General features: G+C 56.2%; 8 protein-coding genes. All 8 read left to right on the top strand.

Annotated features, from left to right (window positions below; all coding sequences use genetic code 11):
• Nucleotides 1-87: 87 nt before the first annotated feature.
• The 8 genes from JCM12296_RS09175 to JCM12296_RS09140 all read left to right on the top strand — a co-directional run bounded on the left by JCM12296_RS09175 (nucleotide 88) and on the right by JCM12296_RS09140 (nucleotide 12,994).
• Nucleotides 88-1,437: a sigma-54-dependent transcriptional regulator gene (locus JCM12296_RS09175; RefSeq protein ID WP_054691761.1), complete on the top strand. Its 1,350-nt coding sequence runs from the start codon at nucleotides 88-90 to the stop codon at nucleotides 1,435-1,437.
• Between the two features lie 38 nt (nucleotides 1,438-1,475).
• On the top strand, nucleotides 1,476-3,290 hold the full coding sequence (locus tag JCM12296_RS09170; protein WP_054691759.1) for a TonB-dependent receptor family protein: 1,815 nt from the start codon (nucleotides 1,476-1,478) through the stop codon (nucleotides 3,288-3,290).
• Between the two features lie 107 nt (nucleotides 3,291-3,397).
• Nucleotides 3,398-5,695 (top strand): WD40 repeat domain-containing protein, encoded by a 2,298-nt coding sequence (locus JCM12296_RS09165; protein ID WP_172683824.1) that lies wholly within the window; start codon nucleotides 3,398-3,400, stop codon nucleotides 5,693-5,695.
• Between the two features lie 57 nt (nucleotides 5,696-5,752).
• Entirely contained in the window at nucleotides 5,753-6,517 is a 765-nt protein-coding gene (locus JCM12296_RS09160) for a P-loop NTPase family protein (RefSeq protein ID WP_054691755.1), read from the top strand.
• Nucleotides 6,511-7,278, top strand: coding sequence for a hypothetical protein (locus tag JCM12296_RS09155; RefSeq protein ID WP_054691753.1), 768 nt, complete (start codon nucleotides 6,511-6,513; stop codon nucleotides 7,276-7,278). The genes JCM12296_RS09160 and JCM12296_RS09155 overlap by 7 nt, the downstream gene beginning before the upstream one ends.
• Complete coding sequence (locus JCM12296_RS09150; RefSeq protein ID WP_054691751.1) at nucleotides 7,275-9,755, top strand: hypothetical protein; 2,481 nt, start codon at nucleotides 7,275-7,277, stop codon at nucleotides 9,753-9,755. Before JCM12296_RS09155 ends, JCM12296_RS09150 begins: the two co-directional genes overlap by 4 nt.
• 59 nt (nucleotides 9,756-9,814) lie before the next feature.
• Entirely contained in the window at nucleotides 9,815-11,272 is a 1,458-nt protein-coding gene (locus JCM12296_RS09145; protein WP_054691749.1) for an NB-ARC domain-containing protein, read from the top strand.
• A gap of 3 nt (nucleotides 11,273-11,275) precedes the next feature.
• On the top strand, nucleotides 11,276-12,994 hold the full coding sequence (locus JCM12296_RS09140) for a tetratricopeptide repeat protein (RefSeq protein WP_054691747.1): 1,719 nt from the start codon (nucleotides 11,276-11,278) through the stop codon (nucleotides 12,992-12,994).
• Nucleotides 12,995-13,179: the final 185 nt, after the last annotated feature.

The raw sequence follows: 13,179 nt of genomic DNA, 5'->3' as shown, positions 1-13,179 counted from the left end.
CCATTTAGGTGTGTCATTTGTACGCAGTTGCTGCGGCCCAATCAAATGGTCTTGATGAATGCTCTTTAACCGATACGTGTGTTGGTGATGAACAAACCCGTCATATATCTGATCGATGACAGCGAGGCTTTTCTGGATCTTTTCGCCTCCATGCCGGAAATTGGGGAGTTTGACCTCAGAACCTTTGACGCGCCGCAAAAGGCCCTCGATGCCTTGGAATGTGGCCCCGCCGCCGACCTGATCATATCAGATATCGAGATGCCGGAGATGAGCGGGCTGGAACTCTTTCACAAGGTCGCCGACCTGGCGCCGTCCATCCCGGTGATTCTGATCACCGCTTTTGGCTCTACCGAGCAGGCGGTTCAGGCGGTCCAGCAGGGCGCCTTCCATTATTTTGAAAAACCCATCAGCGACAAATTCCCCCTGTTTTGGACGACGGTTCGCGAAGCCCTGGCGAAGGGGGAGATGCAGCATCAACTGGCGATCATCAAAAAGAAACGCCAATTGGGGACGAGAGCGCCAGCGACCCTGATCGGTCATTCCCCGGCGATTCGGCGGGTGCTGGAGGCGATCCAACTGGTGGCCGCATTGCCGGCGACGGTGTTGATCACCGGTGAAACCGGAACCGGTAAGGAATTGGTGGCCCAACTGATCCACGAGCGCAGCGGGCGGCTCACCGATGCTTTCTTTACGGTCAACTGTGGTGAATTTTCCGCGGGGATATTGGAGAGCGAGCTGTTTGGTCATGAGCGCGGGGCCTTTACCGGTGCCATCGACCGACATGTCGGCTTCTTTGAAATCGCCGACCAGGGAACGCTGTTTTTGGACGAGATCGGTGATGCGCCGCCGACCCTCCAAACCAAACTGTTACGCATTCTCGAAACCAAACGTTTCACCCGGGTGGGGGGAACGGCGGCCATCAAATCGGATTTTCGTCTGATAACGGCCACCAACCAGGACCTGGAACAGTGCATGGCCGAGGGCCGTTTCCGCAGCGATTTGTATTACCGCATCAAGGTGTATGAAATCGCGATCCCCCCGCTGCGCGAGCGCAAGGAGGATATTCCGCTGCTGGTATCGTACTACCTCGCCTACTATAACCAGTGCTACGGGCGATCGATCGAGGGGCTTTCCGAAGCGGCCCAACAAGCCTTGCGGCATTACGACTGGCCTGGCAATGTCCGTGAACTCATCAATGTGATTGAGCGGGCGGTGATCGTTTGTCGCGAATCCACGATCACCACGCGTCACCTGCCCTTTGAAACGGTTGTTGACGAAGCGGTGATTTCCGATCTCAACCTGGCGGAAATGGAGAAATTCACCGTGGATTTGGCCCTTCAGCGCACCTCGGGCAACAAGAGCCAGGCGGCGCAATTGCTGGGGATCAGCCGTAAAACGCTGATCGAAAAAGTCAGAAAGTACCAACTGGAACATTGAAATTGATACCGGTCCACCGTACCTGTCACGCGGCGGTAATGTCCTGCCTGGCTGTGCTGCTGCTCTCGCACATCCCGTATGCCATTTCGGCAGAGATTTCCATGGGAACCCCCTATACATTGGAACCCGTGGTGGTGACCGCCACCCGTGCCCCGATTCGCGCGGACCAGACCACTGCTAATGTGACTGTGATCACGGCAGAAGAGATCGAACGGCTGCCGGCCACCAGCGTTGCCGAGGTGTTGCAGTACATCCCCGGTGTATATGTGGAGATCAACAGCGGTCCCGGAAGTTTTGCCGGTACTATCAGCATTCAAGGCTCCGAGACGCGGCATGTGGCCGTTTACCAGGACAACGTTCCTTTGGAAATGATGGCCAACCCTCGAACGGATTTGTCCTATCTGCCTATCGGGAACATCGAGAAAATAGAGATTTACAAGGGGGCGGCATCCGCCGCCTGGGGATCGTCGTTGGGCGGGGTGATCAACATCATCACCAAGGCGCCCGATTCAGAGCAGCCGTTTTCGATCAGCGCGACGGGATCCTACGGCGAAAACCAAACCCTGCGGACCCGGGCCGCCGCCAGCGGGACCTGTGGGCGATTGGGGTGGCTGGTGTCAGGCGTACACGAAAAAAGCGACGGGTTTTTTGACCATTCCGAATATCGTCAGAACGGCGGCTATGCCAAGTTCGATTATGCCCTGGGCCAAACCGGGCGCATCAGTCTCGCCACCTTCACCGACGTCGGCCGTGAAGCCCAGCTGTTGCCAGCCTATCCGGATTATTGGGATGACCGGGAACAGCGGCGTACCTATGAAAAACTGTCTTTCGAAATCGCGCCTACCGATGCAACGAAGCTGACCACGGAACTGTGGCATCATTCATACGATACACACATCGACGATGTATATGTCGACCATCGGGAGCTGTACAACGATTATACGGATGAATCGTGGGGGGGGAGCGTCAGGTGGCAATGGGATGCCGCAAAGTCCCATGCCGTGATTGCCGGTTTCGATATCGACTGGGGCGAGTATGACTGGGTCTTTTATGAAGACACCTATGATACCCGAAATTGGGCCGTCTGGGCCAACGATACCATCGCTTTGGGCTCCGTCCATGTCAACGTCGGCTTGCGTTATGACAACAATCTCAATTTTGGAAGCGAGCTCAGTCCTTCGCTTGGCGCCGTTTACCGATTTTCACGTTACGATGCATTGATCCGTGCCCAGGTATCCCGGGGCTTTTCGGCCCCGCCGCCGGCCCTGATCAACGATCCCACCTATGGGAATCCGGACCTCAAGGCGGAAACAGCCATCAATTATCAGATCGGTGGACAGATTCAACCGAACCGCTATGTCAAGGCCGAGCTTAACTTATTCCGGGCCGATGTGGACGACCTGATCACCTGGAATTACGACACTGAACGGCATCAAAACATCGATTCGGTGACCCGTCAGGGAATCGAAGGCGGCGTCAGCGTTTTTTCGGATTTCGGTTTGACGCTTTACTTCGGCGGTACCTATGTGGACGTTTTCAACGAGAAGACCGACGAGAGAATCGAGGATATTCCGAAACTGATCTATACCGCGCGCGTCCAGTATGCGGGCCAGCGCTTTACCAACACCCTGGTGGGCCGGATGGTCGACCATTGCTCCAGCTTTCCGGAAACCCGGGACAAGCGTTTCGTCTGGGATTACAAGGCCTCGATCCGGCTGCCCACACTCGAATCCCATGGCCGCTATCATCTTTTCGCCAGTATTCATAACTTGACCGATTCCGACTACATCGTGCGCCCCAACTGGCCCAAACCGGGGCGCTGGGTGGAGGGGGGGCTGCAGTTTGCTTTTTGAAGATGATATCCCTTGACGATCGCATCGAGAATATGACGGTTAACCACCGCGAATATTTTCTCGGCCACATGATCAAACATCTTTATAAGCTATCTTTGCATAATCGGGTGGCACGATTTCTGACCGATTTCCGATACCTTTCGGTCAAGCTCAACCGAAAGGAGCCGCTTTCCCTGATCGGAGATTATGCTTATTCAAATCGGCCCGAAATCCAAAGGATCGGGAAGATCCTCGATCTGTCCGCCCATATCCTCCGTCAATATCCCGATCAGTTGTGGGAGCAGTTGTATTGCCGACTGTGGAAAGATGCTGATCCCGCTATCGCTAGATTGCTGAACAATCCTGTCCAACGGCCCTGGCTGAAAAGTCTGTCAGACAATTTTTCCAAGCAGGAAGCCCCCCTGATCCGATCCCTTTACTGCGACAACGAACCGGTGGCCGGCGTGATCTGTTGGGATGCGAATACCTTGGTCGCCGGCACCGAAGGAGGCATGGTGTTTATCTTCGATACGGCCACCGGCCGTCTGCGGCGCCGGTTCCGGGCCCACCAGACGGAAATCGAAAGTATACACAAAAGCCCCCGGGGAATTGTCACCACGGCCCATGACGGAACCATAGGCGTATGGCGTTTGGAAAACGGCCAAAGCCTCTTCACGGATAAAATTCATGCGGGTTCCATCGCACGGTCGGTCGTCGGCCCCTCTGGGCAATACTTCGTCACCTGCGGCTTGGAAGGCGGACTTTTCGCCCTCGACCTTAACGATTTCGCCCAGATCGAAATCGATGCCGGGCGCCGGACACGGTACACCGCCGTGGCGATTTCAGGCGATGACATGCTGGCCCTGGCCTCATCCGACAAGACCGTATCCTTTTTCCGATTGCCCGAAGGCGAGCGTGTGGGGACGACCAAACCGCTTGAAGCCACGGCCCACTGCCTCACGTTCAATGAAGGCTCCCGAGGAATCTTCGCCGGTGACAAGTCGGGAACCGTTTGGCGGATGCACATCGATGACGACGCCGCGCCGGAAAATTTATACAACCATGCCGACGGCATCTGCCAACTTACCATCCATGAAACCACCCGGACCCTCTATTCCGCATCGGAGGATGGCGAGATCGTCCGATGGGACATGGAAGCGGAGGAAAAACGCGGGTCCCTGTTCCGGCATTACGGTCCGGTAACGGCTCTTTGTTTTTCCGAGGACGGTTCACGCTTCTATTCCGCCGGATGGGACCGGGCCATTCGGGTGTGGGATGCCAACGGCGAAGATCAGATCGGCATCTATCGGGGGCACAGCGACGAGATCAGCACCATGGACATGGATGCAGGAAGCGGCTTGATCGCATCTGGATCGTGGGACGGGACCATACGCATCTGGAACGTCAACAACAAGATGGATCATCAGGCGGCCGCTCACCATGACGAAATCAGCATGATCCGGTTCGGCAAGGATGCGGAGACCATCGTCACGGCCTCCAATGACGGGTTGTTAAAGGTTCATGACACTGCTACCCTGAAGACCTTGCATGTTTTGGAGGGACACACCCATTGGGTGACCCACTTCGCATTTTGCGGTGACACCCATCTGCTATCCGCCTCGGACGATCACACGGTCCGGTTGTGGGAGATCGCCGGCGGTCGATGCGAGAAGACCTTTTCCGGTCACGGGGATGACGTGATCGGCGTTCAACCCGTTTGCGCCCTGCCCGGAACGGCGGTCTCCCATTCCACGGACGGGTCGATGATCCTGTGGAACGTGACTACCGGCAAAATCATGAAGCGATTCCATGAACATGAAGGTGGAATTTGGGACTCGTGTGTTCATCCCAGAAAGCCCCTTGCGGTGACGGCTTCCGACGACAAGACCGTGAAGGTATGGGACCTTCTCCGGTCCGGCAGCCAACTGACACTGAGCGGTCATCAGCGGGCGCTCGCAGCCATCGCCATGTGTCCCGAAACGATGCGGATCATCAGCGGCGACGATGGCGGGAATATCATCGTCTGGGACCTGGAATCGGGCGCATCCCTCATGAAATTTCAGGACCACCAGAGAGATATTCATCAACTCATCGTGACATCCGACGAAAAGTTCTGCATCGCATCCGCCGACGACGGCCACATATCCGTCCGGGCCTTGAACGACGGGCGTCTCCTCTGCCGGTTTCCCGTTCACCGGGAGCCCGGTTTCATTGACCAGATCCAACTGGCGGCGGATGACCGGTGGCTGATCTCCTGCACGGACAGCGGATGGATCCATGTGTGGGACTGGCGAAACGGAACGGCCATCGCTGCCCTCCAGGCCGATGTGGGGGTCGGAGCCATCGATTGCTCCGATGACGGTCGCCTGATCACGGCCGGCGATGCTGCCGGACGGATCCACCTGTTCTCCCTGGAGGGGGCCTGATCGTAGCCCCGGTTTTGAGATGATATTGTATCCTTTTTCATGAAAATGGAGCGACATATGGCAACAGGAAGAAAATCGGAGCAACGCTCAAAGCTGGCCGGGCAACGATTTGAACTCGCCGTGACCCTGTTTAACGCCAGCTACGAGGCCATCGTCAAGCTGGAGCGGTGGGAGAGCCTTGTCGGCTATTTCGAACTTAAGCAGATCCGCAGATGGCCCAAGGATGGGCTGCCCCTTAAGCGCGTGGACCAAGTGGCGGCCTTTTTCGGTCTTGAGGCTCAGGCCTTTATCGATGATCGCATTGACCAAAGGGACCTCATGGCGGCCCTCTTCAGAATGAAAACCAGGGTCATCGCTGACGGGAAGAAATTAATTGACCTGGAGCGCGTCGAACCGTCACCTGCACCGGACTATCACGCCCGAGCCATTCCAGATGAATTCAGCGGCGCCTTCGCTGCGTTCATGGCGGATCGCCTGCGCCATTTTTGTGGCCGCCGATTCGTTTTCGACGCGCTGGATGCGTTCCTGGAAAATACTCCGGAGGGGAACGGCTATTTCCTGATCACCGGAGATCCGGGGATCGGCAAGTCGGCCCTGATGGCCAAATTGATTCACGACCGCAATTACCTCCATCATTTCAATATCGGGCCGCAGTCCATCAACCGTCCCCACCATTTCCTGAAAAACATTTGCCGCCAGCTCATTCATCGATACGATCTGTCATGCACGAGCCTACCGCCAGATGCGAACCTGGATGGGGTCCTGCTCAACCGGTTATTGGCCGAGGCGCCCAAAAGCTGGGCGAAGATGAGAAAATGGTGATCGCCATCGATGCCCTGGATGAGGTCGACAACACCGGTGTGGGGATGGACGCAAATTTGTTGTACCTTCCCGTCTCTCTTCCCGCTGGCGTTTTCGTGGTCGCCACCGCCAGACGCCGAAAGGAGATGCCTTTCAGCGTCATGAACCTAAAAGCCTTCGATCTGGAAGCCAATTCACCGGACAACCGGGACGATGCCGCCCGGTACGTGCGGAATCACTTGAAGGATAAAGTCTTCAAAGCGGTCATCGCCTCGTGGAATACGGACGAGGCAAGCGTTGTCGATGGCCTGGTGGACAAAAGTGAAGGCAATTTCATGTACCTGCGTCATGTGCTTCCCGCCATCCGGGCGGGAAATTATCAAGACGGTGGACTCGACGAACTGCCCCAGGGACTTTTGAATTATTACCGCCACCACTGGAAGCAAATGCGCGGCAAGGACGAGAAAACATTTGATGATCTGTATCGGCCGGTGGTCTGCATCCTGGCTACCGTCAAGGAGGCAGTCTCCTTGGATCAGATCCACGATTATACGAAGATCGGGCACTTCGATATCCAGAAGGCGATCTACGCCTGGTACGAATTCTTGCATACGGAAACCGGGCGCGAGGCCCGCAAGGAGTACTATCGAGTCTACCATACCTTATTCCAGGAGTTCCTTTACAATGAGATCGAACCGGGGTTGACCCCCTTCCATCGCATGATCGCCGATTATTACCTGGAACAGCTTGGTATGGCGGGGGATCTGGACCTCGACCCATGAATGCCGCAAACGGTCAATCCCAAGCCATGCCCGGTACGGCCTTTCAACATGTGGATGATTACAGTCTCCGTCACCTCAGCGATCATCTGAGTGTGCTGCAAAGAGCCGGTTCGCTTTATCGCCTGGTGACCCATCCGCGATGGCTCGCCCGATCTGCCGAAATCGACGCCAGTGAACTGCTATACAAGCAAGACATTGACCGGGCTTGTCTCGTGTCTGGCCAGCGCCTCGACCAGCATCCTGAGCCATCCAAATCGGATCTGACCACGGCCCTGGTCCGACCCGCCGTTCTGGCCTGGCTTTCAGGAAATTGGGGCCTGTTGGCCAACAGGGTGTCAACTTCGGCCTTGGAGGCCCTGGCCTTGTGGGGCGAGCTTTCCCAGGCACTGGATCGCGCGCAACGCTACCCGAATCCCATCCAGCGGGCCCGCGCCCTTATTCGCATCGGCGATGTTGCTTGTCGAATGAATTACGGCAATGTTGCCCACGGAGCATGGAAACAGGCACGGGAACTGCTTCTGGCGAGTCACTTCGATTTTTTCAACAAAGACCTGGAAGCATTGGCTCTTCTTACCCAATCCCTGGCAAATGCCGGTTGGGCGGCGGAGGCTCGGAACGTGGGCAAGATCATCGAGACGCGTATCGCCAAAGAAATCGAGTGGTCGGGCGGCGTCAACTCGAGTGCCCACGTTGCTCAGGTGGCGGCATGGGGCGTTCTGGGCAGAAAAGAGGCGATTCTCGGCTATGTAGAAGATCTGGAGAATGATCGGAGACGGTATGCTGCGCTGGTTACGGCGGCGCGCAAAGCCCTCTCCAACCATCCCGGCCTGGCCCAAGAGTTATTAGACCGGGCATTGGCCCTGCATTCAGAAAAACAGCCCTCCCAGGACATCTTTAATTTGGCCATCGTGCTGGCCGAATCCGGCCGGCCGGACGAGTGCGAGAAGATCATCGGAGATCGATTAAGCGAGGAGAAGCACGCACGGCTTACCGTTGCGTACGCCAAATCGGCTTTTATGAAAAACAACCTCCATATCGGCCGGGACTTTCTGAAGCGGGCAATTGCGTCTGCCGTTTCGCTGTCTCCAGACGCCGCGCTGAGGGTTGTGAAGGATTTGATCAACTGCGAGCCGGCCTTGGCCCCTGCAAACCACGATCCGGGGGTCACCGACTTGATCGCCAGGATTCGCCAAGACGACCGGGCGCGCCTGATTGGCTCCGACCTGGGGGTCGTGGCCCTCGGCCTGACGCTATTTTCAGACCGGCTCCAAGCCAGGGAAGCAATAGCGGCGGCCTTGGATTGGCGGCCGTCGATAGATGGATGGCAGGAGGTCTCTACCTTGTGCCGATTGGCGACCATCCTTGGGCGTCGAGGTGACCGGCAAGGATTGGATTGGATCATGATAAGGCTGGGAAAATGCCGAAATTCCTGGCCTCAGGCCGAACTGGCCCGTGCATTGGCGGCCGCCTATCGAGAAGCCGGCAATGAAACCCAGGCAAGGCAAGCCGAAACCATCCTGCAGGCCGCCGCCATGGGAACCAACGATACCGAGTGGCGGCTCAATGCCAAAGGGGTTCTGGCCCTGTGGCATGCCGCCAGAAACCAACCGGATTCGAAGCGGATCGCCTGCGATATGATAACCGCATTGCTGGATGAGATGGCCCGAGGCAATTCGGCACCGGACGATCTGGCCGGACTGGCCTTGACCCTGGCCGAGGGAGGACGTGGCGACCTATCCGATGGGGTATTTGAACGCACGGTCGATGCAATCCGGGCGGAACCGGATTCCAATACCGTCGCCCGGACCATCGGGACCGCATCGGAGGCTGCCGTCCTGGCGGAAAGGCCGGCAATAATGGACCGACTGATTCCCCTGGCACGGGGCATCGAGGATAGCTATCTCCAGGCAGAAGCCCTTTTCTGGCTGGCGGGCTGGAAGGCCCGCGCTCAGTCCTGGCGAGAGTCTCGCCAACTGTTTCACGAGGCTACGGAAAAGGGTCTCGACACTTCGGTGTCATTGGATCGGATCGAGGACATTTCGAATGGGGGAGGCCTGGATGAGGTTCAGAATATAGCCTTGGCGATCGGATATCCACCGACGCTTGCGGCGGCGATCTTCAGCGGGCTCATGATGGCGTTGGAAAAACCGGACCTGGAATCGGTATTAAGCAGCCTGCCTGTCCTGGGCCACATGATCGAAGGATACGATCATTTCCGATATTTGTGCCACCGTTATCATTTTGCCGCCCTCGACCGTTTGCCAGATAGAAAGAACAACTTAATCCGTTATTGGGCCGCCGCCCTGGAGCTGAATCGGAAAAAGGACGCCGATGAAGTGTGGGCCGTTATCGCCGCCGGTCTTCCCACCCTAGTGTCGCGTTTCGGGAGTCGTCTGGCCAAGCTATTGTGCGCGGAATTGAGTCGCCTTGACCCGGCCGGAACATCAAACCCGCTCCGCGATTTTATGGAGATTTGAGCTCGTTCTAACTTAGCAGAAAAAGTGCCAAATCATTTCTCATCAAAATGGAGAGACACATGACAGCGGGAAGAAAAACGGATAAACGCTCGCAACTGGCTGGCAGGCGATTCGACCTGGCCGTAGACCTATTTACCTCCAGCTACGAAGCCATTGTCAATCTGAATCGGTGGGGAAGCCTTGTTGGGTATTTCGAACTCAAGCAGATCCGCAAATGGGCCAAGGATGGGCTGCCCCTTAAGCGCGTGGACCAGGTGGCGGCCTTTTTCGGCTTGGAAGCCCAGGCCTTCATCGATGCGCGCATCGCCGAAAAAGACCTCATCAACGCCCTTTACCGAGCGAAACCGAAGGTGATGGAAGACGGCCCGGATGCCATTAAACCGGAACATATCGAGCCGGCCGTAGAAAAAGAGGCCAATACCGGTGGCTCCAAGAGCCCGATTCCCCATCCGCAGTATATAGGACCACCCGGTGAACAAATCATCTCCATTCCTTCAACGCCGCAAATCTTTTTGGGAAGAGGCTCTGATATAGACAACATCAAGGGCCTTCTCAACACTGGAACGAATCATCAAATGATCGCCATCCATGGGTGGCCCGGCGTGGGCAAGACCACCTTCGCCGCCGCCCTGGCCAACGATGTCGCCGTGCAGGAGGGTTTTCCGGACGGGGTCATCTGGATGCCGATGGGGGTGGGATTCAATCCGATTACGGGATTCAGCACCCTGGGGCAGCGTCATTTGCTGGACAGCCGGGAGTTGCGGCAAACGACCCGTCTTGAGGCGGCCATCTCCCTTCTGCGGGACCGGATCGCCGGCAAACGGTTATTGCTCTTGTTGGATGACGCCTGGGAAGTGGATCACGTGGCCGGTTTCAGGCAATCCGTGGGGGATACCAACGTGCTGATTATCACCACACGATCCCCGGAGATCGCCCGACATCTCGTCTACTCTGCGGACGCGGTCTATCGATTGAATGTCTTCAAGGAAGAAGATTCCATGGCATTGCTGAAGATTCTGATACCGGAGGTGGTTGAAGAATATCATAGTCAGTGCCTGGCTTTGGTGAACACCCTGGAAAACCTGCCGCTGGCCATTCATGTCGCCGGTCGCATGCTGAGAACGGAGAACGAAACCTGGCCCGATAATGTGAAGGCGCTGTTGGATGAACTTATTGAAAGCATCGGTTCGGTTTTCCAAGAGCGTGCTCCCCACGATCTTTTCGACCCGGTCAAAGGGGAGCTTCCCACCGTGAAAATGCTGTTTGAGAAAAGCACGGACCGGCTGGATAATAAAACGAGAATCTGTTTTGCCCTCCTGAGTTCATTTGCCCCCAAACCGGCCACATTCGACTTGAAACGCCTAACGGCCGCATGGGCCGGCATCGGCGTCCATGATCCGAAGCCGGTGGTCACGGCGTTGGCCAACCAAGGCCTACTTGAACCGATGAAAAACGGCCGTTTTCAGATGCATGCCTTGCTATTGGCCCACGCCGAGAATCTGCTCCAGGGGTTATAATCGATGAAGCAAATCGAAAGACGTTCAAAACTCAATATCACTTTCAGCTACATCGGCGACCTGTCTTCATGGCATCAAGAATACCTGCATCAGAAGGCGGATGGTGAAGAAGTCATAGGACGCATAAAAATAGAAGAATGGCCGCATATCGAAAAATTGCACAAATGGTGCGTCGACAATAGCGCCGAGGATCCTGCCGCCGCCCGGCTGGTGAGCAATCTGACCTGCGTCGCATGGGAATTCCTGATGATCCTGCTTCCCGTGGAGTCTCAGATCCTGTGGCTGGAGCAGGCCTTGCAGGCCAATACCCGTTGCGGTGTCGAGGCGGGGGACGACGGCCTTGCCAAGGAGAAGGCTGCCCTGCTCCACTATCTTGCCGCAGCCAACCTGACAAACAACAATCCGGATCGCGCCAAGGATTGCGCAGAGCAGGCATTTGAAGTCGCAAACACGGCCGGCGAACCGGAGGGCATGGGCGCAGCCGGACACATGCTCGGCCAGGTCTATCTGGAACAAGGCCAACATGAAAAGGCCGTTGAAGCCCTAACGCAGGCTACCGATGTCTACGAGGCGCAAGGCAGTAATAGGATCGGCGCCCTTTACAACAGCCTGGGACAGGCCCATTCCCATGGCAAGGACTATGAAAAGGCCATCGAATCCTATGACCAAGCCTTGCTGTACTGTGAGCGGGTTCGATCCCAAAGCCTTAAAAGCACCGTGTTGACCAACAAGGGTAATGCTCTGCTGCACCTCAAGCGCTATGAAGCCGCCGGCGCATGTGCCGCCAAGGCCCTGGAAATCGCAAGAAATATCGGCGATAAGGGCGCGGAAGGGATTGCCTGGGGATTGAAGCTTATCGTGCAAGGCTATCAAAATCCGAACACGCCGACGACGACCAATGCTTTCGACGATGTCCTGGAGACCCTCGAGGCAAGCGGCAACCGGCGCTATCACAGAAACTTTTTACAGATTATCCGGGGTTTTTATGAAAGCTGGCTCGATAATCATGCACAGGCACCGGCGTCTCCAAACCTTTGCTTCATGCTGTTCAAACTTTCTTCCATTTACAAGCGGCTCGATGATCTCGATGCGGCCCTGAAAACCGATCAACGTCTCATGGAAACTGCCGAAAAGGCCGGAGACAAGTACTATGTGTTTGTAGCCCGGGGCAGCATGGGGAGTGTCCATGTCCGGCGCGAAACCTACCGGGAAGCGGTGGATGTTCTGGAAAAGGCCGTCCAGGCAGTCCCCGAATTGGACGATCCTGCCAAGCGGAATGAAATCAAGCGGAACCGTGCGGTCCTGTTGCATAATTTGGGAATCGCCTACCGGCATCTGAATGAACCCGAAAAGGCGCAAGCCTGTCATGAACAGGTTCTCTCCATTGCCAAGGCGCTGGAAGACAAAGACCTGGAAATAACGGCAACGGAGAACATCGGTTTGATCAAGACGGATCTGCAAGACCATGCCGAGTCCATTCGCTGCCATAAACAGTGCCTGGATCATTATCTGGGAAAAGGCGATTACCGGAGTGCGGCCATATGCCAGTTCAATCTTGCCCATGCCCATGGTGAGAAGGGAGACATCGAGACAGCGATCACCATCGGCGAGAAGTCCCTCGAGAGAATGCAACAGTTCAATGATCCCCGTATTGAAAAGGCGAAAGAGCAGCTTGTTCGGTGGCGGGAAAAGCGCAAACCAACCGGTTTCGGGAAAGAATAGTCCGATTCACCGTGGATCGGGCCTTACCGAATCCAGACCGATTCTCTTTTTTTGCCGGGTTTGGCTCACTCTTCGGTCGGCAACCGCTCGGCCCGTAAGAGCGGGCCATGCCGGTGACACGAAAACAAAAAACCGGGTTCCGAAACCAACATCCGGAACCCGGTTCACAGCTTGGACTTGGTTTA

Source organism: Desulfosarcina cetonica JCM 12296 (assembly GCF_001311845.1).
Taxonomy (GTDB): domain Bacteria; phylum Desulfobacterota; class Desulfobacteria; order Desulfobacterales; family Desulfosarcinaceae; genus Desulfosarcina; species Desulfosarcina cetonica.
This window is presented reverse-complemented; position numbering and strand designations above follow the sequence as displayed.

Bases quoted from the DNA above. Each gene is read 5' to 3' on its own strand.
- JCM12296_RS09175 (WP_054691761.1), top strand. From the start codon at position 88: ATGAACAAACCCGTCATATATCTGATCGATGACAGCGAGGCTTTTCTG.
- JCM12296_RS09170 (WP_054691759.1), top strand. From the start codon at position 1,476: ATGTCCTGCCTGGCTGTGCTGCTGCTCTCGCACATCCCGTATGCCATT.
- JCM12296_RS09160 (WP_054691755.1), top strand. From the start codon at position 5,753: ATGGCAACAGGAAGAAAATCGGAGCAACGCTCAAAGCTGGCCGGGCAA.
- JCM12296_RS09155 (WP_054691753.1), top strand. From the start codon at position 6,511: ATGGTGATCGCCATCGATGCCCTGGATGAGGTCGACAACACCGGTGTG.
- JCM12296_RS09150 (WP_054691751.1), top strand. From the start codon at position 7,275: ATGAATGCCGCAAACGGTCAATCCCAAGCCATGCCCGGTACGGCCTTT.
- JCM12296_RS09145 (WP_054691749.1), top strand. From the start codon at position 9,815: ATGACAGCGGGAAGAAAAACGGATAAACGCTCGCAACTGGCTGGCAGG.
- JCM12296_RS09140 (WP_054691747.1), top strand. From the start codon at position 11,276: ATGAAGCAAATCGAAAGACGTTCAAAACTCAATATCACTTTCAGCTAC.